General features: G+C 72.0%; 23 protein-coding genes. 4 read left to right on the plus strand and 19 right to left on the minus strand.

Translation table 11 applies throughout. The features are described from left to right. Positions 1-222: 222 nt before the first annotated feature. The gene (locus QCD68_RS12480) at positions 223-1,365 is read right to left on the minus strand and encodes an ABC transporter substrate-binding protein (RefSeq protein WP_301223232.1); all 1,143 of its coding nucleotides are present in this window, start codon (positions 1,363-1,365) and stop codon (positions 223-225) included. Positions 1,366-1,554: 189 nt separating this feature from the next. Between QCD68_RS12480 and QCD68_RS12485 the strand changes: the two genes are divergently transcribed. Next, positions 1,555-1,992: a YdeI/OmpD-associated family protein gene (locus tag QCD68_RS12485; protein WP_301223233.1), complete on the plus strand. Its 438-nt coding sequence runs from the start codon at positions 1,555-1,557 to the stop codon at positions 1,990-1,992. Between the two features lie 15 nt (positions 1,993-2,007). On the opposite strand, the gene QCD68_RS12490 is transcribed toward QCD68_RS12485, so the two are convergent. The 15 genes from QCD68_RS12490 to QCD68_RS12560 all read right to left on the minus strand — a co-directional run bounded on the left by QCD68_RS12490 (position 2,008) and on the right by QCD68_RS12560 (position 19,056). Further along, complete coding sequence (locus QCD68_RS12490; protein ID WP_301223234.1) at positions 2,008-2,871, minus strand: NAD(P)H-hydrate dehydratase; 864 nt, start codon at positions 2,869-2,871, stop codon at positions 2,008-2,010. Continuing rightward, on the minus strand, positions 2,864-3,610 hold the full coding sequence (locus QCD68_RS12495; RefSeq protein WP_301223235.1) for a histidine phosphatase family protein: 747 nt from the start codon (positions 3,608-3,610) through the stop codon (positions 2,864-2,866). Before QCD68_RS12495 ends, QCD68_RS12490 begins: the two co-directional genes overlap by 8 nt. 183 nt (positions 3,611-3,793) lie before the next feature. Further along, positions 3,794-5,062: an ice-binding family protein gene (locus QCD68_RS12500; RefSeq protein ID WP_301223236.1), complete on the minus strand. Its 1,269-nt coding sequence runs from the start codon at positions 5,060-5,062 to the stop codon at positions 3,794-3,796. 292 nt (positions 5,063-5,354) lie between these two features. Beyond that, complete coding sequence (locus QCD68_RS12505) at positions 5,355-8,408, minus strand: alpha-mannosidase (RefSeq protein ID WP_301223237.1); 3,054 nt, start codon at positions 8,406-8,408, stop codon at positions 5,355-5,357. A gap of 77 nt (positions 8,409-8,485) precedes the next feature. Next, complete coding sequence (locus QCD68_RS12510; protein ID WP_166780812.1) at positions 8,486-9,316, minus strand: carbohydrate ABC transporter permease; 831 nt, start codon at positions 9,314-9,316, stop codon at positions 8,486-8,488. 68 nt (positions 9,317-9,384) lie between these two features. Continuing rightward, entirely contained in the window at positions 9,385-10,335 is a 951-nt protein-coding gene (locus QCD68_RS12515; protein WP_301223238.1) for a carbohydrate ABC transporter permease, read from the minus strand. 129 nt (positions 10,336-10,464) lie between these two features. Next, on the minus strand, positions 10,465-11,487 hold the full coding sequence (locus tag QCD68_RS12520) for a glycine betaine ABC transporter substrate-binding protein (RefSeq protein ID WP_253465483.1): 1,023 nt from the start codon (positions 11,485-11,487) through the stop codon (positions 10,465-10,467). Next, entirely contained in the window at positions 11,484-12,248 is a 765-nt protein-coding gene (locus tag QCD68_RS12525; RefSeq protein WP_301223239.1) for an ABC transporter permease, read from the minus strand. Before QCD68_RS12525 ends, QCD68_RS12520 begins: the two co-directional genes overlap by 4 nt. Continuing rightward, complete coding sequence (locus tag QCD68_RS12530) at positions 12,245-13,504, minus strand: ABC transporter ATP-binding protein (RefSeq protein WP_301223240.1); 1,260 nt, start codon at positions 13,502-13,504, stop codon at positions 12,245-12,247. The genes QCD68_RS12525 and QCD68_RS12530 overlap by 4 nt, the downstream gene beginning before the upstream one ends. Beyond that, positions 13,491-14,138 carry an ABC transporter permease gene (locus QCD68_RS12535; protein ID WP_111074059.1) on the minus strand — a complete coding sequence of 216 codons (648 nt, stop codon included), beginning with the start codon at positions 14,136-14,138 and terminating at the stop codon, positions 13,491-13,493. The genes QCD68_RS12530 and QCD68_RS12535 overlap by 14 nt, the downstream gene beginning before the upstream one ends. 191 nt (positions 14,139-14,329) lie before the next feature. Further along, positions 14,330-14,986 carry a DUF6197 family protein gene (locus QCD68_RS12540; protein ID WP_253465492.1) on the minus strand — a complete coding sequence of 219 codons (657 nt, stop codon included), beginning with the start codon at positions 14,984-14,986 and terminating at the stop codon, positions 14,330-14,332. Between the two features lie 24 nt (positions 14,987-15,010). Further along, positions 15,011-15,727 carry an ATP-binding cassette domain-containing protein gene (locus tag QCD68_RS12545; protein WP_301223241.1) on the minus strand — a complete coding sequence of 239 codons (717 nt, stop codon included), beginning with the start codon at positions 15,725-15,727 and terminating at the stop codon, positions 15,011-15,013. Beyond that, complete coding sequence (locus QCD68_RS12550) at positions 15,717-17,702, minus strand: hypothetical protein (RefSeq protein ID WP_301223242.1); 1,986 nt, start codon at positions 17,700-17,702, stop codon at positions 15,717-15,719. The genes QCD68_RS12545 and QCD68_RS12550 overlap by 11 nt, the downstream gene beginning before the upstream one ends. A gap of 27 nt (positions 17,703-17,729) precedes the next feature. Further along, positions 17,730-18,062 carry a lactococcin 972 family bacteriocin gene (locus QCD68_RS12555; protein ID WP_181439156.1) on the minus strand — a complete coding sequence of 111 codons (333 nt, stop codon included), beginning with the start codon at positions 18,060-18,062 and terminating at the stop codon, positions 17,730-17,732. Between the two features lie 88 nt (positions 18,063-18,150). Continuing rightward, positions 18,151-19,056 (minus strand): aminoglycoside phosphotransferase family protein, encoded by a 906-nt coding sequence (locus QCD68_RS12560; protein ID WP_301223243.1) that lies wholly within the window; start codon positions 19,054-19,056, stop codon positions 18,151-18,153. A gap of 53 nt (positions 19,057-19,109) precedes the next feature. Here QCD68_RS12560 and QCD68_RS12565 point away from each other — a divergent pair, with 53 nt between their 5' ends. After that, entirely contained in the window at positions 19,110-19,541 is a 432-nt protein-coding gene (locus QCD68_RS12565) for a hypothetical protein (protein ID WP_301223244.1), read from the plus strand. Between the two features lie 23 nt (positions 19,542-19,564). On the opposite strand, the gene QCD68_RS12570 is transcribed toward QCD68_RS12565, so the two are convergent. Genes QCD68_RS12570 through QCD68_RS12580 form a run of 3 tightly spaced genes read right to left on the minus strand, consistent with a single transcriptional unit; the run spans position 19,565 to position 22,589 of the window. After that, a complete protein-coding gene (locus QCD68_RS12570; RefSeq protein ID WP_301223245.1) occupies positions 19,565-20,725 on the minus strand; it encodes a PP2C family protein-serine/threonine phosphatase in 1,161 nt (386 codons plus the stop codon). Then, a complete protein-coding gene (locus QCD68_RS12575) occupies positions 20,722-21,474 on the minus strand; it encodes a ThuA domain-containing protein (protein WP_111074067.1) in 753 nt (250 codons plus the stop codon). The genes QCD68_RS12570 and QCD68_RS12575 overlap by 4 nt, the downstream gene beginning before the upstream one ends. Beyond that, positions 21,471-22,589 carry a Gfo/Idh/MocA family protein gene (locus QCD68_RS12580; protein ID WP_111074203.1) on the minus strand — a complete coding sequence of 373 codons (1,119 nt, stop codon included), beginning with the start codon at positions 22,587-22,589 and terminating at the stop codon, positions 21,471-21,473. Before QCD68_RS12580 ends, QCD68_RS12575 begins: the two co-directional genes overlap by 4 nt. A gap of 153 nt (positions 22,590-22,742) precedes the next feature. On the opposite strand from QCD68_RS12580, the gene QCD68_RS12585 reads away from it, so the two are divergent. Together QCD68_RS12585 and QCD68_RS12590 are read left to right on the plus strand one after the other, a co-directional pair. After that, positions 22,743-24,182 carry a DUF4832 domain-containing protein gene (locus tag QCD68_RS12585; protein ID WP_301223246.1) on the plus strand — a complete coding sequence of 480 codons (1,440 nt, stop codon included), beginning with the start codon at positions 22,743-22,745 and terminating at the stop codon, positions 24,180-24,182. 197 nt (positions 24,183-24,379) lie between these two features. Then, entirely contained in the window at positions 24,380-24,838 is a 459-nt protein-coding gene (locus tag QCD68_RS12590; RefSeq protein WP_301223247.1) for a DUF3817 domain-containing protein, read from the plus strand. Positions 24,839-25,009 lie beyond the last annotated feature (171 nt).

Consider the following 25,009-nt stretch of genomic DNA (forward strand, 5'->3'; position numbering starts at 1 on the left):
CCCGGGGGGGGGGGGGGGGGGGGGCGGGGGGGGGGGCGCGGGGGGGGGGGCGCCGGGGGGCGCCCCCCCCCCCCGGGGGCGGGCCCCCGCGGCGGAGCCGCGGGGGGCCCCGGGGGCGGGCGGTGGCATCGGCGGGCGTTCCCGCGCGGGCCGCGGTCGCCTGCTCGCTCGTGACGAGCGTGGCGGCCAGGACGCCGGGGGCCGATGCGGTGGTCATGCTGCTCAGGAGCCCATCGTCGACGACCACTTGGCTGCCAGGACCTTCGCGGCCGCGGTCACCTGGGCGTCGGTCAGCTCGACGGAGTCCTTCGGAGCGCCGCCGGCGGCCTGCAGGGCGTCCTCGTCGACCTTGCCCGACTTCTGGAGCGCGGCGAGGGTCGACGGGAACGCGCCGGCCTGCAGGTACAGGTTCTGGGCGTCCGGGCTGGCGATGTACTCCTGCCACAGGCGGGCGGCCGCGGGGTGCGGCGCGTCCTTGTTGATCGCCTGCGAGTAGTACGAGCTGAGCGCCTGTCCCTCGGGGACGACGGTCTTCCAGTTCTTGTTGCCACTCGCGCCGGCTGCCGGGCCCCAGGCCAGGTTGTTGTAGGACCACTGGACGACGACGGGGGTCTCACCCGAGGCGACGGTGGCCTGCGACGGCAGCACGTTCTGGAAGTTGCCGGCCTGCTTGAGCTTGCCGAAGAAGTCGACGCCCTTGGTGATGTCGTCGGCCGAGCCGCCGTTCTCGAGGGCCGCGAGGTAGACGGCGCTGGCGGCCTGGTTCGCCTGGGTGGGGTCACCGGCGATCGAGACCTTGCCCTTGTACTCGGAGCCGAGCAGGTCGCTCAGGTCCTTCGGCGCGTCCGTGATCTTCGACGAGTCGTACCCGATCGACATCAGGCCCGTGTAGTCACGGGTCCAGGCGCCGTCCTTGTCCTTCAGGTTCGTGGGGATGTCGCTCCAGTTCGCGACCTTGTAGTCGGTCAGCAGACCGAGGTTCTGCTGCAGCACCGCGTTGCCGAGGTCGAGCACGTCCGGCGCCGTCGACTGGCCCTTCTGCGACTTCACGGCGGCGACCTCGTCGGCGCTCGACCCGTTCGGGTTCGCGGAGTTGATCTTGATGCCGTACTTCTTCGTGAAGCCGTCGATGATCTTGCCGTAGTTCGCCCAGGTCGGCGGCAGCGCGATGACGTTGAGCTGCCCCTCCGCCTTGGCTGCCTTCACCAGGGCGTCCATCCCGCCGGTGCCCTGGGCGCTGGTGGCGGTCTTCCAGCTCGCGTCGCTGCTGCTCGTCGAGGCGGAGCTCGTGGCCGAGCAGCCGGCGAGGGTGACGACGGCCGCTGCGGCGAGGGCCAGTCCGGTGAGGGTGCGCTTGTACTGCACGGGGGTGCCTTCCGAGTTCGGGTCCGACCCGTCGGGCCGGTCCGGCTGAGAGCGCCGGTCGGGACGATCGTGGTCGCGGCCGGTTTCCGGTCCGTGCTGGAACGGTGAACGGTGGCAGAACAGCGCGTGCGCCTGTACGGTTCTGCGTGATCACGCACAGCCGAGTGATGGAGCAGCCGGGAGGCCCGCATGGAGTTCACGACGACCGTCCTGCAGGCGCGGGTCGCCGCCACCGGCCTGCCCGTCCCGCCCGAGGTGATCGAGGCGCTCGGCGCCGGCAAGCGCCCGGCCGTGGTCGTCACCATCGACGGCGGCTACACGTACCGGTCCACCGTCGGCGTGATGGGCGGACAGTTCCTCGTCCCGCTCTCCGCCGAGCACCGGAACGCCTCGGGCCTCGTGGCCGGGCAGACCGTGACCGTGTCGCTCGAGGTGGACGCGATCCCCCGCACGGTCGACGTGCCGACGGACCTGGCGCAGGCGTTCGGCGACGCCGGGGTCCGATCGGCCTTCGACGCACTGTCGGCATCACGGCAGCGGGCACTGGTCGACCCGGTGGCGCAGGCGAAGGCACCGGAGACGCGCGCGCGGCGGGTCGAGAAGGCGGTCGAGTCGCTCCGCGGGTGAGGGGTCTCGCGGGGGTCAGGCGCCGAACTCGACCAGGACGCGCGGGATCTCGCCGAGCAGCTCGCTCGCCAGGTACCCCATCGGCCCGACCTGCACCGCCAGCCGGTCCCCCGCGGCGGCATGCACCTGGGTCGCCCACACGGTCGCCTGCGCGACGTCGGCCCCGCGGGCGAGCAGCCCGGTGATCGCGCCGGAGAGGACGTCCCCACTCCCGCTGGTGCCGAGGCCGCCGGCACCGGTGCCCTTCGCCCACGAGCGGCCGTCCGGGGCGGCGACGACCCCGCCGAGGGACACGACGGCGCCGTAGCGCTCGGCGATCTCCGCTGCGTCGGTGCGGTCGTCGGAGCTGTCCCGGCCGAGCAGGCGTTCGGCCTCGCCGGAGTTCGGCGTCATCACGAGTCGGCCACGCAGCGGCGCGAGTTCGTCGACCAGGTCGGCGGCGACGCCGAGCGCGAAGGCGTCGAGCACGACGACCGTCTCGTCGCCCACCGCCGCGGCGAGTCCGGCGACGAGGTCGCGGCTGCCCTCGGGTTCGTCGAGCCCCGGTCCGACGAGCACTGCGTCCGCCGATCCGAGGTCGTCCGCCAGGCCCTGGACCGCGCCGACGGCGACGTGGCCGCCGTCGTCCTCGGGGAGCGGCTGCACGCCGGACTCGGGCAGGGCGACCGCGACGTGCGGGGCGACGCTCTCGGCGACGGCGAGGGTCAGACGACCACCGCCGACACGGAGGGCTGCGGTCGCCGAGAGCATCGCGGCCCCCGGGGTCTTCGCGGCGCCGCCGACGACGAGCACCTGACCGCGGCCGTACTTGCTGCCGCCGACCTCGGGCAACGCCCACGCACGGAGCAGGTTCGGGGTGACGGGGACCGGCTCAGACACGGGTGTCGTCCTTCCGGCCTTCGTGTTCGGTGACGGCGGCGTCCGGGTCCTCGTCGAGGTGTCCGGTGCCGGAGAACTCCTCGAGCGTCCACGGACCGCCGAGGGTGTCGCGCCGGAGTCGGGTGAGGGACGCGTTGGCGACGGTGTGGTCCTCGGCGAAGGCCATCAGCTCGGGTTCGTCGAGGTCCAGGCACACGGCCATGGCCAGCATCACGACCGCGTCGTGGGCGGCGATCACCAGACGGTCGGCGTCCTGGATGCGGTCGACGTCGGCGAACAGGGTGCGCAGCCGGAGCATCACGTCGACCCAGGACTCCCCGCCGGCGGGCCGGTGGTAGTACTTGCCGAGCCACTGCCGGCGCTGTTCCTCGTCGGGGTGCAGGTTGGCCGACCCGGTGCGGGTGAGCCGGTCGAGGACGCCGAGTTCCCGGTCGCGCAGGCGCTCGTCGACCCGACGCGGGGGTTCGGTGAGCCCGCCGGCCTCGAGCGCGATGCCGATCGTCTGCTGCGCGCGGCGGTAGGGCGAGACCCACAGCACGACGGGGACGTCGTCGACCCCGCGCTCGGCGAGTTCGGCGCCCAGTGCCCGCGACTGCTCCTCGCCGAGGGGGCTCAGCGGGACGTCGGCGTCGCGGTGGTCGACCTCGATGACGTCGGCGCCGGCGGCGTGCGCACGGGCTGCTGCGACGTTCGCGGTGGACTCGCCGTGACGGACGAGCCAGATCTCGGTGACGGCCATGGCCGCGACGCTAGCCGGGAGGCGCTGGACCGGTTCACGGGCGGGCGTCGGCCCGCCGTCACTCGCGACCACGGCACAGCGCACAGCGCACAGCGCCACGATCACAGGCCCGGGCACAAAGCACGGCACCGCCCGTCCGGAGACGAGCGGTGCCGTGTGGTGTGCGAGCGGTGCGGCTCGGGGTCAGACCCGCGCTGCGCGACGACGTCGGGCGACGACGGTCAGGCCGATGCCCGCGGCCAGCAGTACGCCGGCGATGCTCAGCGGGACGGTCGGGTCACTGCCGGTGAAGGCCAGCGTCCCGGTCGGGGTCCGCCCGTTGCCGGTGCCGGCGCCGCCGGTCGGGCTGCCGGTCGGGGTCGTCCCGGCCGGCGTGGTGGCCGTCGGTGTCGGCGTGGTGGGCGTCGGTGCCGGAGTGGTCGGCGTCGGGGTGGGGGTCGGCGTGGGCGTCACGACCCGGACGGTGACGACCTGGGTGTAGACCGGAGCGGTGCCGTTCGAGGCGGTGATCGTCACGGTCGAGGAGCCCGGTGCGGTCGGGGTGCCGGAGATGACGCCGGTGGTGCTGTCGATCGTCAGACCGGCCGGCAGACCGGTGGCGGTGAAGGTCGGGGTCGGCGTGCCGGTGGCGGTCACGGTGTAGCTGTAGGGCTGACCGGTGGTGCCGGCCGTCGGCGTCCCGGAGGTGATCTGCGGGGCGACGTTCGGCACGGGGGTGGTGGGCGGCGGGCAGGTCTGCGCCGGGGTGATCGTGTTCGTGTCGAGCGTCACGGCGCCGTTCAGCGCGATCAGCCGTCCCTGGACGGTCGCTCCGGTGACAGCCGTCACGGAGGTGTTGGCGAGGACCGTGCCCTGGAACTGCGAACCGCTCTGGATGGTCGCGGAACTGCCGACCTTCCAGAAGACGTTGCACGAGCTCGCGCCACCGGTGATCACGATCCTGCTGTTCGTCCCGACCTTCAACGTCGACGACGCCTGGAACACCCATGTCGACTGGGCGTTGCCGCTCAGCGTCAGGGTGCTGTTGTTCGACAGGTTCAGCGCGCCACCGGAGTAGACCCCCGGCACGAGCGGTGCGCGGTTGTCGAGGTTGGTCACGTCGCCGCCGGTCGGCGTCAAGGACGCGGCCTTGTTGTACGCCGTGAGGCCGGCCTGCAGAGCGGGGGCGGCCTCCTTCTCGGTCCGCACGGTGCCGGTGACGACCGCTTGGTCGAGCCCCGTGATGGACGCACTCGGCGGGCCACCGACGTCACCGTTGAGGACCGACGTGCCGGTGTTCGAGATGGCGCTGGCGCCCAGCACGGCGTAGGTCGCCGCGGTCCCGAGCTTCACGGGCCCGTCGATCTCGGTGGCGGCGGAGGCGCCGGACGACGCCATGAGGACGAGCGACGCTGCGAGGCCGAGCGCGGCACCGCCCGTCATGACTCTGCGGACGAGCGGGGAGGTGGCCATTGCGGAACCTGACTGGTTGAGGGAGAAACACAGTGCGACCGTCGACGACGCGCGCATGATCTCCGTGTCCGCAGTATGCGCGTGATCGGCCCTGATCGGGGAAGAAGCCGGAAAGCGCGGTGCCGTTCGGACACATTCCCAGGCTGCGGGACTCCGGCGCACAGAAGGAGTGGCATGATGTCCCCCTTCTCGGGGACACGATCAGACCCCGGCCCCGACGGGCCGGAGCGCACGAGCGGCGCCGGACGGGTGCACCCAGAGCCCCGTCCGACGCCGCGGTCTCGCGTCCGCCCTAGGCCCGCCGGACCCGCAGGGTGACGAGCTCGAAGGGCCGCAGGGTCAGGACCACGGGTGTGCCGTCGTCCCACGGGCCGACCCCGTCCAGCGGGCGTTCGAGCAGGTCGACCCGGGTCACCCCGGCGACGGCGAACCCGAAGTCGACGCCGACGTCGGTCGCCCGACCGCCGAGCGCCTCGTAGAGCCGGACGACGACGTCGCCGGAGCGGTCCTCGGCGAGCTTCACGGCCTCGACGAACACCTGCGGCGACGACACCGTCACGAGCGGCTCCACGACACGGTCCCCCGGCACGGCACGGACCGGCAGGTTGAGCCGGTACCCGGAGTCCGCCGCGTCGAGCACCGATGCGCCGACCCGCAGCACGGTCCGGAACACGTGGTGGCCCTGGTCGGCCTCGGGGTCGGGGAACTTCGGCCCGCGCACCAGCGACTCGCGCACCTGCGTCGTGGTCCCGCCGTCGGCACGGGTCCGCCGGGTGACGTCGTGGCCGTAGGTGGAGTCGTTCGCGACGGCGACACCGAACCCGGGTTCGGCGACGTGCACCCATCGGTGGGCGCTCGTCTCGAAGCGGGCGAAGTCCCACGAGGTGTTCTGGTGCGTCGGCCGGTCGATGTGCCCGAACTGGATCTCGCTCGAGGCCTGGTCGGCCTTGAGGTCGAGCGGGAACGACAGCTTGAGGAGCTTCTGCTGCTCGTGCCAGTCGGCCTCGGTCTCGACGACCAGTTCCGGCTGCCCCTGGGTCGCGGTGTACCGGGTGGTGACGGTGGAACGGCCGAACGGGCGGACCACGACGAGCGCGTCCCCCTCGACGGTGACGCTCGTCGCCTGCAGCACCGACCCGTGCCGCTGGTAGGCGCGGTCGATGTCCCACGCCTCCCACTGGTTCGGGGTGTCCCGGAACACGGTGTACTCGGCGGCCGCCTCGCCCGGCGCGACGGCGTCGCGGCCGGTCGCGTGGTCGACGAGGGAGACGACGTGCCCGTCGGCGTCCACGGTCGCCGTGACGACGCCGGTGTCGAAGACGAAGCGGTCGCCGTCCCGGACGGGAGGCACGGGTCGCGCCGCGTCGACCGGCTCGGCACCCAGCGCGCGGGCACCGTCGGCGGGGACCGGGGACGCGTTGAACCGGACGTGCGTGGCGGTGGAGGGCGTGCCTCCCGGCCGGTCGGCGGTGTCGGAGTCCGGACCACCGGTGGCGAGCGCGGTCGTCGCGGTGCCGATCAACTCCTCGAGGACCCCGGCGACCCGGGCGTACTCGGCCTCGGCGTTCTCGTAGACCCAGGCGATCGACGAGCCGGGCAGGATGTCGTGGAACTGCTGCAGCAGCACGGTGTGCCAGGCGGCCTCGAGTGCGTCGTACGGGTACTCCTGACCGAGCCGGACGGCTGCGGTGGCGGCCCAGAGCTCGGCCTCGCGGAGCAGGTGCTCGGAGCGGCGGTTGCCCTGCTTCGTGCGGATCTGCGACGTGTAGGTGCCGCGGTGGAACTCGAGGTACATCTCGCCGGACCACACGCCGGGGGTGGGCAGGGCGCGCTCGAGCTCCTCGAACACCTCGGCCGGGGTGCCGAGCTCGACCCGCGGGGAGCCGTCCAGGTCGTGCTGCCGCTGGGCGGCCGCGACCATCTCGCGGGTGGGGCCGCCACCGCCGTCGCCGAAACCGTAGAGCAGCATCGAGGTGTTCGCGACGCCGCGCTCCTTGTTGTTCCGCTCGCCACGGTGCAGGTCGGCGGGCGAGACGTCCGAGTTGTAGGTGTCCGCCGGGGGCAGGTGGGTGAGGACCCGCGAGCCGTCGATGCCCTCCCACAGGAACGAGGTGTGCGGGATGACGTTCGTCTCGTTCCACGACGGCTTCTGCGTGACGAACCACTTCGACCCCGCGGCCCGGACGATCTGCGGCAGGGCGCCGGTGTAGCCGAACGAGTCGGGCAGCCAGGCCTCGGGGGTGTCGACGCCGAACTCCTCCAGGAAGAACCGCTTGCCGGCGACGAACTGGCGGGCCAGGGCCTCACCACCGGGCAGGTTCGTGTCGGACTCGACCCACATGCCGCCGACCGGGATCCACCGGCCCTCGGCGACGCGCTGCTTGATGCGGCCGAACACCTCCGGGTACTCGTCGCGGATCCAGGCGTACTGCTGCGCGGACGAGCAGGCGAAGGTGAAGTCGGGGTCGCGGTCCATCAGGTCGAGCACGTTCGAGAACGTACGGGCGCACTTGCGTTTCGTCTCGCGCACCGGCCACAGCCAGGCGGAGTCGATGTGCGCGTGCCCGACCGCGATCGCCCGGTGCGCCGACCCGCTGGCGGGCACGGCCAGCGCATCGGCGAGGACGGCCCGGGCGTCGGCGGCGGTGCCGGCCACGTCGTCGGGGTCGAGCGCGTCGGCGGCCCGTTCGAGCACGCGGAGGACGTCGGCGCCGCGGGTGCCGTCGGTCGGCAGTTCCGCCATCAGACCGCGGAGCACCCAGAGGTCCTGCTGCAGCTCCCAGACGGTGTCGTCACGTTCGACGACCTCGAGGGCGCGGAGCCGGTAGATCGGGGCGTCGCCGGCGGTGTGCTTCGAGCCGAGCGGGGTGGCGCCCTGGAACGAGTCGCCGCCGATGTCGGGGTTCGCGCCGGCCTCGATGTAGAGCGTGAACGACTCCCCCGGGCCGACCTGCAGCGGGACGCTGTCGTTGAGCGGCTCGATGGCCTTGATCGTGGAACCGTCCGGACGCCAGGCGAGCCCCTCGGCCTGGAAGCCGGCCTGCCGCTTGGTGAACCCGAGGTCGACGTGCAGCTCGGCGGTGGTGCCCGGGGCGGTGCCGAAGTCGGCGGGGACGGTGCCGGTGACCTTGAACCACGTGGTGCCCCACGGCCGCCCGCCCCACGGGGAGCCGACGGTGAACGGTTCGTACTGCTGGGTGACGGCGTCGGCGAAGGGCACGGGTTCGTCGGGGACCTGCCAGGCCTCGACCGTGACCGGCGAGGCGCGACGGTGGACGTTCGGGTCGACGCGGTCCCGCACGAGTCGTGCGATCCGGGCCTCGACGAGGGGTTCGTCCTGGTGCATGGAGCGGTTCCTTTCAGTGCGCGTGCGCGGCGCTGCGCCCGCGCGCGTGGCGTGGCGTGGATGGGGGGTGTGGACCGTCAGCCCTTGATGCCGCCGGCGAGGGCGTTGCCGCCGCCGAGGCCGCGGGACACCAGCACGTAGAGCGCGATGACGGGCACCGAGTAGACGATCGAGAACGCGGCGAGCTGCCCGTAGGCCACCGCCCCGTTCTGTCCGAAGAAGTTGAAGATGCTCACCGCGGCGGGCACCTTGTCGGGCGAGAGCAGCAGGACGAAGGGGACGAAGAAGTTCCCCCACGCCTGGATGAACACGAAGATGAACACAACGGCGATGCCCGGTCGCATCAGCGGGATGACGATCCGCCACAGCGTCGTGAACATCGACGCCCCGTCGGTCCAGGCCGCTTCCTCGAGGGAGATCGGGACCGCGTCCATGAAGTTCTTCGCCATCCAGATCGCCATCGGCAGGCTGGTCGCGGCGAGGAAGAAGATGCAGCCGTAGATGTTGTCGATGAGGTTCAGCGAGACGAACAGTGCGTAGACCGGCACCATCATCGCGGTGATCGGCAGGCCGGTGCCGAACAGGATGCTGTACAGGAACGGCTTGTTGACCCGCATCTTGTACCGGGACAGCGGGTACGCGGCGAGGATCGCGACGACGACCGTGACGACCGCCGTCCCGCCGGAGAGCAGCAGGCTGTTCGCGAGCGGGATGAACGACAGCTCCGGGGTGAGCACCTTGGTGAAGTTGTCGAGCGTGAACTGCGACGGCAGCTTCACCGACAGCGACGCCTGGGCGTCGAACGAGGCGAAGACGAGCCAGAGCAGCGGCACCGCGAAGCAGACCGCGATGACGAGCAGCACGGTGTTCGCCACCCACCGCATGGTCCGGCCACGCGGCGAGGTCATGTGCAGCGACCCCGGCGCGGTCACCGAGCGGGTCGTGGTCTGGTCGAGGGACGGGGCTGTGATGGCCATCAGTCCACCTCCGGCTTGAGCGCCCGGATGTAGATGATCGAGAAGACCGCCCCCACCACGAGCAGGATGGTCGCGATCGCCGTCCCGAAGCCGAGCTGCGAGAACTTGAACGCCTCCTGGTACGCCAGGATCGGCAGGGTCGACGAGTTGGTGCCCGGCCCGCCACCGGTCATCACGAAGATGAGGGTGAAGACGGACAGCGTCTGCAGGGTCGTCAGCATGAGGTTCGTGGAGATGCTCCGGCGGATCACCGGCAGCGTGATGAAGACGAGTCGCTGCCATCCGGTGGCGCCGTCGACCTCGGCGGACTCGGTGATCTCCTCGGGGACCTCCTGCACGGCGGCGGAGTACACGAGCATCGAGAACGCGGTGCCGCGCCAGATGTTCGCCAGGATGATCGCGATCATCGGGAACGTGTAGAGCCAGTTCGCACCGGTGATGCCGAACACCGACAGGAACGAGTTGAGCGTGCCCTCGTCGTTGAAGAACGCGTACGCCGCGAACGACGCCACGATCTCGGGCAGGACCCAGGCCGCGACGACGAAGGTGCCGACGATCGAGCGGACGACCTTGTTCGCCGCACGCATCAGCAGCGCCAGCCCGAGTCCGAGCACGTTCTGCCCGACGACCGCCGAGGCGAGCAGGAACACCACGGTCAGGATGACGGACTTCGGGAAGTCCTTGTCCTGGAAGAGCTCGACGTAGTTCTTCATGCCGACGAACTGCTGGTCGGCAGCGCCGGCACCGGTCAGGGCCGAGTTCGTGAACGACCCGTAGAACGACGAGATGACGGGGCCGAGCAGGAAGATCACGAGCAGGACGAGTGCCGGCAGGAGCGGGACCGCTCGGCCGACGTTGCGGAGCGGCTTGCGCTTCCGCGGGACGGGTGGGTCGGTGCGTCTCGGCGCACCGGGCGCCGGGACCACCGGCGCGAGGGGAGTGCTGGTCATGCTGGGTGCCTTCCAGAACAGCTCACGGTGATGAGTGGGGACGGGGCGGGGGGGGGGGGGGGGGGGGGGCCCCCGGCCCCCCGCCCCCCCGGGCCCGTCAGCAGGGCGCGTCGCGACGCGACGTCGCGACTAGGGCTTCGTGATGAAGCCCTCCTTGACCATCCACTCGAAGGCGACGTCCGCCGGCTCGCGGCCCTCGACGTCGACCTGCCGGTTGAGCTCCTGCAGCACCGCATCGGTGAGCTTCGGCGAGATCTGGTCGTAGATCCCCTCGAGCTGCGGGTACTTCTCCAGCGTCGCGCTCGAGAGCACCGGGGCGACGTTGTACGCCGGGAAGAACCCGCGGTCGTCCTGCAGCACCTGCAGCCCGAGCGACTTGATGCGGCCGTCGGTGGTGAAGACCTCACCGAAGTTGCACGTGCCGCGGTCGGTCGCCGTGTAGACGGTGCCGGTGTCGAGGATGTCGACGTTCCCCTTCGGGATCGCCCCGTCGCCGGAGCCGCCGAGCGTCAGACCGTACTTCGCGAGCATCGGCTTGAAGCCGTCGGCGCGCGAGTTGAACTCGGACTCCACGCAGAACGTGCGCTGGTCGGCCGGCAGGTCGGCGATCTGCGACAGCTTCGTGATGCCGCCGAGGTCCTTGACCGCTTCCTTCCGCACCGCGAACGCGTACGTGTTGTTCATCGGAGCGGGCTTCAGCCAGGTGAGCCCGTTGCCGGCGTCCTCGTCCTTGACGGCCTGCCACTGCTTCGTCTTGTCCGGGATCCCCTGCTTGTGCCCCATGAAGGTCAACCAGGCGGTGCCGGTGTACTCGTACGTCATGTCGGCGTCGTGCCCGGTCATCAGCTGGCGGACGGCCACCGAGCCCGGCACGTTCGTCTCGTCGGTGACGTCGAAGCCCGCGGCCGAGGCGGCCAGCACCGAGATCTTGCCGAGGACCAGCTGCTCGGTGAAGTTCTTCGACGTGACGGTGAGCTTCGCGTCCTTCGGCAGGCCGTCGATGTGCTTGATCGTGCCGGGTGCCGCGGCGGGCACGAAGGCGGCAGCGGGCTGCAGACCGCAGCCGGCCAGGAGGCTCGTGGTCGCGCCCGCCAGGACGACGGCGGCGAGCAGACGGCGGGCGCGGCGGCCCGTGGTGCGCGTGCGGGTCATCGGAGTCCCTTCGGTCGGGCGAACGTCTCGACGATGCGGCCGAGCCAGTCGATGGAGAGGGCGAGGAGCGCGATGAGGAGCGCCCCGGAGACGAGCACCTTCGGCAGGAACAGGTTCACGCCGGTGGTGATCAGGAGGCCCAGGCCGCCGGCACCGATGAACGTCGCCAGGGCGGCGGACCCGACCAGCAGCACGAGCGCGGTGCGGATGCCGGCGAGCATCACCGGGACGGCGAGCGGCAGTTCGACCTTGAGCAGGACGGCGGCGGCGCTCATGCCCATGCCACGACCGGCCTCGACCAGTCGGGAGTCGACGCTCTCGATGCCGATGATCGTGTTCCGGAGCACCGGCAGGATCGCGTAGAGGACCAGCGCGACGACGGCGGCCCAGAACGTGAAGCCGAGCCAGAAGGCCAGGAGCACGACGAGCCCGACCGCGGGTGCGGCCTGGCCGAAGTTCGCGACCGCCAGGATCGCCCCGCTCGCCTTCCGCAGCGGACCGCGGGTGAGCGCGATGCCGAGCGGGATGGCGATCACGAGCACGATGACCGTCGACACGATCGTGAGCATGATGTGCTGCCAGGTCAGGTCGAGCAGCCCCGAGGGGTTGAGGGTCGAGCGCTCGGACTCGGTCAGGTCCGCGTTCGCCAGCCACAGGGCGAACGCGCCGAGGACCACGAGGATCGCGACGGGCTGGATGACCAGCCCGCGCCAGCTGGTCCGCTTCCCGGTGGCCGGGGACGCGGTGACGACGTCGCTCACTGGTCGTCCCGGGCGGCGACGGGCGAGCTCGGCAGCGTCTCGAGCGGGTTCGTGTTCGTGCCGACGGGTGTGTACGCCTGCTCCTCGGCCGCGGCGGCACGGGTGCGGGTGATCGCGTCCATCACCGTCTCGACCGTGATGACGCCCTGGAACGCGTCGCGTCGACCGGTCACCAGTGCGGCGCCGGCGCTCGAGACGAGCATGGTGTCGAGGGCGTCGTTGAGGGTCGAGGCCTCGGACACGACGGGCAGGTTCGCCTCGGTGCCGTCCGGGATCCGGTCGAGCCGCTCGAGCTGGCGGCGGGACGGCCACCCGATCGGACGCTGGCGCTGGTCGACGACCACGGCGTGACCGTGGCCCCCGGCTTCGCGCATCCGCTGCAGCACGGCCTGGGCCTGCTCGCCCGGGGAGCACGTGACGGCGTCGGCGAGCCCGACCTCCCGCACGCGGGTCAGCGTCAGCTGCTTGAGCCCGGCACCTGAACCGATGAAGTTCTCGACGAACTCGTTCGCGGGCTCGGCGAGGATCCGCTCCGGGGAGTCGTACTGCACGATGTGCGCGCCCTCGGAGAACACGACGATCCAGTCGCCGAGCTTCACGGCCTCGTCGAAGTCGTGCGTGACGATGACGATCGTCTTGTGCAGCTCCGCCTGGATGCGGATGAGCTCGTCCTGCAGGCGCTGGCGGGTGATCGGGTCGACCGCACCGAACGGCTCGTCCATCAGCAGGACGGGCGGGTCGGCGGCCAGGGCGCGGGCGACGCCGACGCGCTGCTGCTGTCCGCCGGAGAGCTCGCGGGGGTAGCGGTCGCGGTAGGTGTCCGGGTCGAGCGAGACCAGGTCGAGCAGTTCGTCGACGCGGGCCGCGATCTTGTCCTTCGACCAGCCGAGCATCTTCGGCACCACGGCGATGTTCGCCGCGACGGTCATGTGCGGGAAGAGCCCGCCGGCCTGGATGACGTAGCCCATCCGGCGACGCAGTTCGTCGCCGTCGATCTTGGTCACGTCGTCGTCGCCGACGACGATCCGACCCTCGGTGGGCTCGATGAGCCGGTTGATCATCTTCAACGTGGTGGTCTTGCCGCAGCCGGACGGACCGACGAGCATGACGATCTTGCCGGCCGGGATCTCGAGCGTGATGCCGTCGACCGCGGGCTTCGCCTGACCGGGGTACCGCTTGGTGACCTGGTCGAGCAGGATGCTCCGACCGGTGACGTCGGAGTCGGGCGCGGTGGTCGGGGAGTCAGTGCTGGACACGGATACCTCTCGAGGTGGTCAGGCGGCCGAGGCCGAGGAGCAGGAGGTCGAGCACCAGGGCGAGCAGGACGACGCCCACGGTGCCGACGACGACGGAGTTGAGGGAGTTCGCGCCACCGAGGCGGGAGAGCCCGGAGAAGATGAAGCTGCCGAGTCCCGGGCCGAGCGCGTACGCGGCGACCGCGGCGACGCCCATCACCATCTGGGCGGAGACCCGGACACCGGTCAGGATGATCGGCCACGCCATCGGCAGTTCGACCTGCACGAGCGTGCGGAAGCGGCTCATGCCGATGCCCCGCGCCGACTCGACGACGGCGGGCGGGATCTCGTTGAGCCCGACGACCGCGTTGCGGAGGATCGGCAGCGCGGCGAAGAACGTCACCGTGACGACGGACGGCACGACGCCGAACCCGAGCGGGACGAGCAGCAGACCGATGACGGCGAACGACGGCAGCGTCAGGCCGATCGTGGAGATCTCGTTCGCGGCGGACCGCAGCCCGGGCACCCGGTAGACGAGCGCCGCGAGGACCACGGCGATGACGGTCGCGAGCACGACGCACTGGACCACCAGTGAGAAGTGCTGCCAGGACGAGAACCAGATCTGGTCCCATCGCTCGGCGATGTACTGGAACACCGGTTCTGCACTCCCTCGGGTCGGCAGTTCGACCCACGGATCGGGGCACGAACGGGCCCCAAGCTACGCAGATGCTCAGCCCACGCCGAATCCCGATCAGGAGAACGACGGTTCCACTGCGGAACCTGTGCGGCGAGAACCCCTGGTCAGCAGCACTTGACCCGGTTGACCCTGGGAGGTCTGTAACGATCTCAGCTGAGGACGGGAACTCCTGCGCTACGGGACCGCAGTGCACCGGCCAGGCCGGCGACCCGATCGGACTCGTGCAACGCCACCCGCTCCGCCGTGAGCAGCAGCCCGGAGACCTGCTCCGCGGTCCGTCCCGCGCTGTCGTTCCAGCGGGTCAGGTCCCGCACCCGGCCCATCCGGATGTCCGGCGCCGGGCACCACGTGACGGGCGACCCCTCGGCCGATGCGAGGGCGTGCCAGACGAGGTCCAGGGCACGCTGCACCGGCTGCGAGTGCACCGCGTGCGGCCCACCCGCGGCGTCGACGACGGCCCCGACCAGGCACGCACCGACCAGGGGACGGCCGGCCACCTCGGTCGCGGCGGCACTCGACGCGGTCCGGGTCCGGCCACGCTCGTCGACGTAGGCGAACCAGGCGTGCTGGATCCAGCCGCGGTCGACGACCGCCCGGGCCTCGGAGAGCACGCGCTGCAGGTCGGCGAGTTCGGCCAGGTCCGTGTCGAGCCGACGCAGCTGCGCAGCGGTCCGTCGGGCGGCGAGGTGCTCGAGGACCCGGCGTACCCGACCGCGTGGTGCGGTCCGGGGTGCGGGGTCGGCGTCGGTGGCGACGTCGTGCTGGACGCGGAACTCGAGGGTCATGAGGCCCCTCCCGATCTTCACGTGCACGGATGGTGTGGGGAGACGCTAACCCCGCGGTCGCGCTCGCGGTAGCCCCCGTGACCCCTCCTGCGGGAAGTGGAGCCCGGGTGCCGTCCCGTCGAGGGACAGCGTCCGGTCCGCCGCCCGGATGACGTCGCCGTCGTGTGTCGCGACGATCACGGTCGCGCCCTCGCTCCGGAGGACGTCGATCGTCTCGATGACGACTGCGGTGGCACCTGCGTCCAACGCGGCGGTCGGCTCGTCGAGCAGGACGAGACCCGGACGGCGGACGAGCACCCGGGCGAGCGCGACCCGCTGTCGTTCGCCCCCGCTCAGGGCCTGCACCGGCGTGTCCATGAGGGCATCGATGCCGAGCGACGCGCATGCCTGCAGCGGCGGAGTGGGTCGGCTGACCGGGCGGTCCGGCGTCGCTCGCTGCGCGAGTGCCAGGTTCTGGCGCACGGACCATGACGGGACGAGCCCCGCGTCCTGCGACATGAAACCGACCCGGTCGCGACGGAACCGCCGCAGCCGCCGGTCGGAGAGCAGGCCGAGGTCGTTGCCGTCGACCAGGACCACTCGGGGTACCGGACGTTCGACTCCGCCGACGAGACGCAGGAACGTCGACTTGCCGACACCGCTCGCACCGGTGACCGCCGTCAGCGTGGACGGCCCGAACACCACCTCGGGGACGGCGACCAGCACACGCCCGTTCCGCGCATGCCGATGCGCCCGGACCTCCACCGTCTGCTCAGGTCGCATCCGCGTCGCCTCCGACTCCGGCGTTCCGGACCACTGCCCCGACGACGGCTCCCGACGTCGCGCACGAGAGCACCGACGCCGCGAGGAGAGCAGGAGCCGACGCAGCTCCGAGTGCCAGCGAGACTGCCGCCGCGACCCCGACGGAGGCGACGAGGACGCCGCACTCGGCGACGAGTGTCCGCGCGTGGACACGGAGCGGGCCGAGGCCCAGACCGGTCGCCTCCCGCACCCGCATCGCGTCCGACCAGCGGAGCGTCTGCGCGCGGGTGGAGACGGCCATGGCGATCACCGCCAGCACGAGCGCCACAGCGATCGCCTCCGCCAGGGCCGTCCGTATGAGAGCGCTCCGATGAGCGGCTGTCACTGCCGGCCAACGATGCAGCGAACCGACGGCGTCAGCCAGACCAGCTGCGCGGATGACCTGCTCCGGGTCGTCGACGTCGAGGAGCAGTTGACCGTTCGACGCCGCGGCCGTCAGGAAGTCGCCGCTCAGCAGCTCGGACGCCGCAGGGACGACAGCGATGACGGGTGCGTCCGCGAACAGGGGCGCTTCGTCCGTCGCCGCGCCGAAGGTGAAGACCGAGCGGGGGGCGTACTCGATGACCACCGGGGCGCGGGGTGCGGCGAGCGTCGGGTCGACTTCGCGCTGGAACGCGAACCACTCACGCCACTGTTCGACGACGCCCGCTGTGGGCGGGACGCCGCGCTCTGGTACGAAGAGCGCCCATTCCCCGGACCTCGTGCTGGTCCGCCCCGGCCATGGCTCGGGGAGTGCGGGCTGCACACGGTCGAGGTACTCGCGGTTGACCACGAGCGTGTTGCCCACGTCCGGCTCCACGCCGCGCCCGACCGGCATGACGGGATGGCTCGCCAAGACCGACCGCCCGTCGTCGACCGTCCGGTAGAGACGAGCGAACGCCGGTGCCGCCGACTCGATCTCGTCGGGGAGCAGCGTCCCCGACAACAGCGGCGTCACGCACTGCGAGCAGTCGACGCGGGTCTCCCCCGCCAGGCGGTACTGGTCGAGCAGGACGATGCGGTCCACGAGCGGACCGGCCACGAGCGCGACGCTCGTGACCGCCGTGATCCGGAGGACCGACGTGGCGAGCGCGGTACTGCCCCGCGGTCGCCAAGCGCTCCGACCGGCCCGCAGCCGTTCCGCCGCGGTGCGTGGCCAGCCCGTTGCCATCGCTCCGAGGAACAGGCCGGCGGAGGTCCAGTACGCACAAGCAGCGACCGCGAGGACGGCAGGCAGTTGTGAGCCGACCAGGACGAGCGCGGCGGCTGACCCGGCAGCGGCCGCAGCGAGCGCGACGACGATCTGACACCGCAGTGCTCGGGCGGTCTCCGCGTACCGCACCCGGGGCACACCGAGGACTTCCGCGACGCCCAGCCGACGAGCCGCCGATCTCCCACACAGCCGCCCGAGCATCATGACCGCGACGCCCGAGGCGCCGAGGGCGACCCCGACCCCGGGTCGGCCGATCGTGAACACGATCGCTGTCCACCAGCCAGCCGGTTCGTTCCGCGCGTCGACGCCCGCGCTGCGGAGCTCGGAGACGAACGCCGAAGCCTGATCCGACGACGCGGTCGAGAAGTACACACCACGCGTCGATGTCTCGCGCTCGCTGAGGACCACTGGCTGCTCAGCCACACCACCGCGGTACTCGCCGTCGCGGAAGACACGGGCGAACGCGCCCGGGTCCCCGACGACCGCGTGGACGAGCCGTCGGCCGACCCGGTCGGGGTCGGCCTGGACCCGGTAGAAGTCGATGTGGTCCTGGACTGCCTGCTCCCGGAGCAACCGCGCGAAGTCGACGTCTTCCGGGACATCGAGGACGACGACCACCGTGCGCGCGGTGGGGAAGGTCTGCTCGGACCGGTCGAGCGTCGCGAGCAGGGCGAGCGCGATGGCGACGGCGGCGGAGAAGGTCATCGCCACGAGGACGAGCCAGGAGGACCGATCAGGACGCATGGTGTGGAGAAGCGGCGCGCTGGCGCGTTACTTCACGCCCCAGTAGGCAGTGTTGCCGCTCGCGGTCTTGTCCCGGATGGCGCTGGCGTACGCCCCCTTGGGCTTCCAGCCGCTGTACGCACAGCGGTTCTTGCCGTCGCAGGCGGTCGCCTTGTGGGTCTTGCTGGCGTGGCTGTAGAAGGACTGGACGAAGCCGTTCGAGGTGCCGTACTCCCAGTACCCACCGCCGACACGGACGATGGACCGGGTGGATGCAGGTGCGTCAGCATCCGCCGACCCGCCCTCGGCGGCGACAGCAGGCGACGAGAGGCAGAGCGCGGCGACCAGTGACAGGCCGGCGACGGTGAGGCGCTTGTTCATGGTGATCCCTTCGTGAGCGGACCATGCGAACATACCAACATTGCAGTTCTGGATGCCAGTAGGGATCTCGAGAGACGCCGACGCACCGTCAGTCATCGAGCACCGCGTCGATCGCCCGCCGCGCGACCGTGCGGGAGGACGGCTCGTCACTGACCGCGAGCGCCGACGCGATCGACACCGCCCAGCCGCGGGCCCGCCCCCACGAGTGCTCGTCCAGGCTCGCATCCGCGGTGGTGACACGGCGGCGGAAGTCGGCCCGGGCCTCCCGGTCGAGCGTCAGCCAGGCGGTCGCCAGGTCGACGGCGGAGTCCCCCGCGGTGACGTCGCCGAAGTCGACGACCGCCGACAGGTGGTCGCCCTGTGGGCCGGCCTCGACGAGCAGGTTGCAGGGGTGCAGGTCGCCGTGCACCCAGACGGGAGGCCCGGCCGCGGTCGGCAGGTCCGCCGCCGTCCGCCAGGCGGTCGCCAGCTCCGCCGCGCGCGGGACCGGCCCGGACGCGAGCCGCTCGAGCACCGCCGCGCTCCGGGTGTGCAGCGGGACGGCGCGGACCGGGTTCACCGGGGCGTCGGCCGGTGCGGGGACGTGCAGGGCCGCCACGAAGGCGGCGAGCGTCCGGGCCACCGGCAGTCCGGCGGCCCGGGAGCCGCCCTCTCGGGACCCGGCGGAGACGCCCGGCAACCAGGGCACGACGCTCCAGGACCACGGGTAGCCGAGCGCCGGTCGGCCGGTGCGGAGCGGGACCGGCAGTGGGACCACGTCGCCGACCAGGGCCGCGAGTTCCGGCAGCCAGCGCTGTTCGTGCTCGACGAGCATCGCGGCCGCCGCCCGGCGCGGCAGTCGGACGGCCAGGTCGGTGCCGACCCGGACGACCACGTTGTCCCAGCCGTTCGCGACGACGGCGAGCGGACGCTCGGCGAGGTCCGGGTGCTGGTCGGCGAGCAGGGCCCGGACGAGGGGCACGTCGACGTCGACCTCCGCTGCGGGTGTGGGCACGACGGCGATGGTAGCCGGGCGGTCGTCAGGGTTCGTGTCGTACCGTTCCCGGCATGCATGGATGGCGCACGCCCGCACGTTGGGCCAGGACCGGGCGGTGGCTGCTCGCGCCGATCGCCGTGCTCGACTGGTTCTCGCTCGTGCCGCAGCCCGTGTTCGTCGCGGCCTTCGCGCTCGCGGTCGTGGGGCTGGTCGGCATGGGGGCGGCACTCGTGGTCCGGATGCTCGGCGGACGCCGGGGTGCGATGGCTGCCCTCGGGGTCGTGCTGCTGCTCGGCGGGTTGGCGATGTTCGGGCTCGACCCGTTCCCGGGCTCGGTGCCGTTCCTGGACCCGTGGTGGCCGCAGATCGTCACGCAACCGCAGCACGTCGCCAGTGCGTACTGGCAGCTCGCAGGGCTCGGGGTCGTGCTCACCGGGTTCGGGATGCTCGCGACCCTGCTCGTCGCGGCGTTCGCCGGGAAGCCCGGCACGTCGTACCGCTGACGCGACCGACCGGGGTCCGGTGGTCAGCGCCGGGTGACGACCACGAGCGTCAGGTCCGTCGCCGGGTCGCCCTCGGGCAGCAGCGCGCGGACGTGCTCGACGGCCGCCGCCCCGTCCGGCTGCGCGGCGACGAGGGCCGCGATCGCCTCGGGTCCTTCGACCCCGGGCACGGTCGCCCACGCATCAGAAGCCAGGACGAGCCGGTCACCGGCAGCGAGGTCGACCGACAGCGTCGAGCGGGACCAGGGTGCGGACGCGGTGCCGAGCCCGACGGGCAGCTCCGTGGAGCGGACTGGTCGGACACTGCCGTCGGCCGCGACCACCACCGCGGTGCCGAGTCCGGCGTCGACAAGGTCGACGTGCCCGGTGGTCGGGTCGAGGCGCGCGTGCACCAGCTCGGCCACCGCGTCGGCGACCCGCAGGTCGGGGGCGACCTGGGCCTCCAGTCCGGCGATCGCCTCGGTGATCGGCAGTCGCGTCCGGGCGGCGAGGGCACCGCGCACGTCGGCGGCCAGGAGGGCCGACACACGTCCGGCGACCACCGCGCCGACCGTCAGGTGCAGGCTGCCGTCGGGGGCGATCCGCCAGTCGGTGAGGCCGCCACCGCCGTCCGGACGCTGGACGGCGAGCGTCGCCATGTCGTGCCCCGGGACGTCGAGTGGATCCGGCACCAGTGCCTCCCGTACCTTGGCGAGCCGGTCGCGTTCGATCGCGTAGCCGAGCTCGCGTTCGGCCCACCGCGCCAGGTCCCGGAGCAGCGCCAGGTCCGTCGCCGAGAACGTGCGCGGCTCGGCGTCCATGATGCAGAGCGTGCCGACGCGGGTGCCGTCGTGCATCGACAGCGGCGCTCCGGCGTAGAAGCGGATGCCGTGCTCGGCGACGGCCGGGGTGTGCGCGAAGCGGGGGTCGAGCCTGGCGTCCGGGATCACCATCGGCTCCGGCGTGAGCACGGTGGTGGCGCAGAACTGCTCGTTCGCCGGCACGCTCGTGCCCTGGTTCCACCCGTAGGTCGACTGCGTGGTCACCAGGTCGCCGTGCACCAGGTTGAGGAAGGTCAGCGGGACCCCGAACGCGTCGTGGGTCATCCGGGTGATCCGGTCGAAGCGCTCCTCGGGGCCGGCACCCAGGACGTCGAGCGCCTCGACCAGGGCCGTGCGGTGGTCGACGTCCTGCGGTCCGGTCATCCCCCCTGTCTACGCGAAGCGTCGTCCAGGAACCAGTCCCTCGGGTGGGGGTCGGCAGTGAGCTGGCGGCGCGGACCGGTCGGTGCTGCCCACCCGGCGGCGTTCGCCAGGACCCGCTGGATGTCGGGGTGGTGGTACACCGGGTACTCCTGGTCGCCGGGCGAGAAGTAGAACACCCGACCGAGTCCGCGGCGGTAGGCGACGCCGGAGCGGAACACCTCGCCGCCGGCGAACGTCGACAGGAAGACCTCTTCGTCCGGGCGCGGGATGTCGAAGTACTCGCCGTACATCTCCTGGCGGTCGATGACGATCGGGTGCGGGACCCCGGCGGCGATCGGGTGCTCGGGCGCGATCGTCCAGACCAGTTCACGCTCGCCGTCGTTGCGCCACTTCAGCGAGCAGGTCGTCCCCATCAGCCGGGTGAACGGCTTCGAGTAGTGGCCGGAGTGCAGCACGACCAGGCCCATGCCGGCGTGCACGTGCCGGACGACCCGGTCGACGACCTCGTCCGCGACCTCGTCGTGGGCGATGTGGCCCCACCAGAACAGGACGTCGGTCGCGGCCAGACGTTCCTCGGTCAGCCCGTGTTCGGGTTCCTGCAGCGTGGCGGTCGTGACGGTGTCGGCGGAGGTGAGTCGTGCCTCCAGGCCGGCGGCGACCACGGTGTGGATGCCGTCGGGGTAGTGCTCGCGGACGGTCTCGTCACCGCGGGTCTCGTGGACGTTCTCGTTCCAGACGACGATGTTCACCGGACGACCTCCACTTCGTGGCCGGCCTGCGCCGAGGCGTAGACGGCGTCGACGACCCGGGTGCGGTGCAGTGCGAACTCGCCGTGGTGGCCCTCGTGTGCACCGGAGCGGATGGTGGCGAGGAACTCCTCGATGACCCGCTGGTGGTGGCCGGCCGGCACGTGCACGGCGGGACGGGTGACCGCGGGGACGCCGTCGATGTCGGAGTACAGCTCGACGGTGCCTTCGGTGGCGTAGTTCCGGACGAACAGCCGGGCGCCGCCGGTGGACCCGAGGAGCTCGACCTCGATGTCCTCGTCGTCCTTGGAGTAGGACGCCCACGAAGCCTGCAGCTGCAGGCTCGAGCCGTCCTCGAAGCGGAGCAGGGCGTTCGCGAAGTCCTCGACGTCGAACGGGCGACCGGTCGCGTCGGAGACGGGGCCGCCGCCGGTGCTGCCACCGCGGCCGGCGGTGCCGAGCTCGTTGTACGCGACGGCGCTGACGGCCACGACCCGGGGTTCCCCCATCAGGTACATCGCGATGTCGAGCACGTGCGAGCCGAGGTCGATGAGCGGGCCCCCGCCGGCCGCGTCCTTGTTCGTGAACCACGACGTGATGCCGGGGATGCCGGCGCGTCGACGCCAGCTCGCGCGGGCGTGGTAGACGTGCCCGAGCGGACCGTCCTGCCCGTCGACGGGGCGGACGTGGTCGGCCAGGAACTGCACGTCGGCACGGCGGCGGTGGTTGTAGGCGACCTCGAGCACACGGTCGTTCGCGACGGCGGCGTCGACCATGGCCTGGGCCTCGGCGCCGGTGGTCGCCAGGGGCTTCTCGCAGAAGACGTGTTTGCCGCTCTCGAGTGCGGCGATGGCGATCGGGGCGTGCAGGGAGTTCGGCACACCGATCGACACGATGTCCAGGTCGTCCCGGGCGACCAGGTCCTGCCAGTCCGGGTACGTGTGCGGCACGTGGCGGGACTCGGCGAGCTCGTGGAGCCGCTCGGTCTCCTTGCCCGCGAGTGCCACCACTTCGGTGCCGGGGAGTGCGGTGTAGGCGTCGAGGTGCGTCGTCCCGGCGTACCCGAGCCCGACCACCCCCACGCGCAGCGTCTTCGATGCGTCCGTCGTCTGCGACATGTCGACCACGCTACCGAGAAACGGGTCGAATCGATACGAGGAACCAGGGGTGGTGTTTTCTGATCGTTTGACCTACCTTCAGATCACATTCGCGCAGGTTCCGACACCAGGGGGTGTCGATCCGCACCTGCGCCGAGGTCAGGGGCTCGTCCGATGCAGCACCGCACCATCACCACTGCCGCGCTCGCGGCCGTGATCGCACTCGCCGTGCCGACGAACGCGTGGGCGTCGTCGTCACACAGCGACCACCACCCGGCGCCGACCAGCTCCACCGTGTCCTACACGGCGAGCGACGCCGTCATCCCGAACCCCCAGCGCGGGTTCGACCACACCACCGAGACGCACTACCGCGCCGACGGCAGCGGCTACACCCCGCTCGACGCCGGCACGCTGCAGGGCTACCGCGCCGACGGCGTCACCCAGATCGTCCGGGTGTTCTACATGGAGGCGTTCGTCGACCAGCGGCGCCTCAGCCCCGCCTGGCTGAAGCTGGTGCAGCACGACTACGACACCGCGCGAGCAGCCGGCGTCAGCGTGATCACCCGGTTCGCCTACGTCCAGGGCGGCAGCTACCCGTACTCGGCTCCGTACGGCGACGCCGACCTGCCGACGGTGCTCGCGCACATCAAGCAGCTCACGCCGACCCTCCGCCGGAACGCCGATGTGATCCCGACCCTGCAGGAGGGCTTCATCGGCCTCTGGGGCGAGGGCTACTACACCGACCACTTCGCCAGCGACCCGGCCAACCCGGGCGTGCTGACCGACGCCGACAAGGACGCCCGACGCCAGGTCATCCAGGCCGAGCTGGCAGCCCTGCCGTCCAGCCGCTCCATCCAGGTCCGCACCATGCAGATGAAGCAGGACGCGCTCCGCACCACTTCGGGCACCGCCGGGGCACTCACGCCGCGACAGGCGCACGACGGGTCGGCCGCATCACGGATCGGTCACCACAACGACTGCTTCCTGGCCTCGCCCGACGACTTCGGCACCTTCCTGAGCGACCCGCTGTCGCTCGACCAGGACTACCTGGCCGCCGAGTCGCGGTACGTCCCGGTCGGCGGGGAGACCTGCGCCGTGAACGCGCCGCGGTCCGAGTACCCGTCCGCCTCGGCCGAGATGGCGAAGTACCACTACAGCTACCTCAACCTGGACTACAACAAGGACGTCCTGTCGACCTGGGGTCAGGACGGCATGACCGACGCGGCAAAGAAGCTCGGCTACCGGTTCACGCTGACCTCGAGCACGGTGACCTCCGGCAAGCACGCCGCGGTCTCGGTGTCCGTGCGGAACGACGGCTGGGCAGCGCCGTACAACCACCGCCCGGTCCAGCTCGTCCTGACCAACGGCCACCGACACGTCACCGTTCCCGTCCGTGCCGACGCGTCCTCGTGGCAGCCGGGCACGACGGCGACCGTGACCGCGTCGCTCCGTGGGGTGCCGGTCGGCAAGTGGGACGTGGCCCTCGCGATGCCCGCCGCCGAGCGGTCCGTCTCCCGCGACCCGGCGTTCGCGATCCAGACCGCGAACGTCGGCACATGGGACGCCACGACCGGCGTGAACCGTCTCGGGCAGGTGGTCACCGTCCGGCGCTGAGCGTCGTGATCGTCGTCGGCCGCCGCTGACGGCAGGACGCCCCGGGCACGACGGCCCGGGGCGTCCTGGCGTGCGGCAGCCCGGGGCGTCCGGGCGTGCGGCAGCCCGGGGCGTCCGGGCGTGCGGCGGCCCGGGGCGTCCGGGCGTGCGGCGGCCGTCCACCCGTCTTCCACCCGGCGTCCGTCACCATGGACGCCATGACCCCTCGATCCCTGTTCCGCGGCCTCGCGATCGCCGAACTCGTGACCTGGACCCTGCTGCTGGTGGGCATGCTGCTGAAGTACGGCCTGGGCGCCGGTGACTGGCCCGTCCGGATCGGTGGCGGGGTGCACGGCTTCGTGTTCCTGGCGTACCTCGTCGTCACGACGGTCGTCGCGGTGAACCAGCGGTGGTCGTTCGGTGCGACGGCCCTCGGCTGGGTGAGTGCGATCGTGCCGTACACGACGCTGCCGTTCGAGGTCGGTGTCGCCCGCCGCGGCATGCTCGACGGTGGGTGGCGTCGCGGCCCCGAGGCCGGGGAGCGCCCGGGTCCGCTCGACCGGCTGCTCTTCGTCGTCGTGCGGCACCCGGTGCTCGCGGCGCTGGTCGGGGTCGTGCTCGTGGCCGCCGTGTTCGGCGTGCTGCTGACGATCGGCCCGCCGGTCCCGTCCCGCTGAGCCGCCGCGCGGGTGGCCCGCAGCGCGTCACGTGGCCTGCGGCGTGGCTCGCACACACAGGACGGGGGGGGGGGCGGGGGGGGGGGGGCGCGGGGCCCGCCGCGGGGGGGGGGGGGGGGGGGGGGGGGGGGGGGCGCCGGGGCGGGGGCGCCCCCGCCCCCCGGCGCGCCG

The sequence above is a fragment of the Curtobacterium sp. PsM8 genome (assembly GCF_030433875.1).
GTDB lineage: Bacteria > Actinomycetota > Actinomycetes > Actinomycetales > Microbacteriaceae > Curtobacterium.

Coding starts and splice junctions, on each gene's coding strand:
- QCD68_RS12485 (WP_301223233.1), top strand. CDS start 1,555: ATGGAGTTCACGACGACCGTCCTGCAGGCGCGGGTCGCCGCCACCGGC.
- QCD68_RS12495 (WP_301223235.1), bottom strand. CDS start 3,610: ATGGCCGTCACCGAGATCTGGCTCGTCCGTCACGGCGAGTCCACCGCG.
- QCD68_RS12500 (WP_301223236.1), bottom strand. CDS start 5,062: ATGGCCACCTCCCCGCTCGTCCGCAGAGTCATGACGGGCGGTGCCGCG.
- QCD68_RS12505 (WP_301223237.1), bottom strand. CDS start 8,408: ATGCACCAGGACGAACCCCTCGTCGAGGCCCGGATCGCACGACTCGTG.
- QCD68_RS12510 (WP_166780812.1), bottom strand. CDS start 9,316: ATGACCTCGCCGCGTGGCCGGACCATGCGGTGGGTGGCGAACACCGTG.
- QCD68_RS12515 (WP_301223238.1), bottom strand. CDS start 10,335: ATGACCAGCACTCCCCTCGCGCCGGTGGTCCCGGCGCCCGGTGCGCCG.
- QCD68_RS12520 (WP_253465483.1), bottom strand. CDS start 11,487: ATGACCCGCACGCGCACCACGGGCCGCCGCGCCCGCCGTCTGCTCGCC.
- QCD68_RS12545 (WP_301223241.1), bottom strand. CDS start 15,727: ATGCGACCTGAGCAGACGGTGGAGGTCCGGGCGCATCGGCATGCGCGG.
- QCD68_RS12550 (WP_301223242.1), bottom strand. CDS start 17,702: ATGCGTCCTGATCGGTCCTCCTGGCTCGTCCTCGTGGCGATGACCTTC.
- QCD68_RS12555 (WP_181439156.1), bottom strand. CDS start 18,062: ATGAACAAGCGCCTCACCGTCGCCGGCCTGTCACTGGTCGCCGCGCTC.
- QCD68_RS12565 (WP_301223244.1), top strand. CDS start 19,110: ATGCATGGATGGCGCACGCCCGCACGTTGGGCCAGGACCGGGCGGTGG.
- QCD68_RS12570 (WP_301223245.1), bottom strand. CDS start 20,725: ATGACCGGACCGCAGGACGTCGACCACCGCACGGCCCTGGTCGAGGCG.
- QCD68_RS12580 (WP_111074203.1), bottom strand. CDS start 22,589: ATGTCGCAGACGACGGACGCATCGAAGACGCTGCGCGTGGGGGTGGTC.
- QCD68_RS12585 (WP_301223246.1), top strand. CDS start 22,743: ATGCAGCACCGCACCATCACCACTGCCGCGCTCGCGGCCGTGATCGCA.
- QCD68_RS12590 (WP_301223247.1), top strand. CDS start 24,380: ATGACCCCTCGATCCCTGTTCCGCGGCCTCGCGATCGCCGAACTCGTG.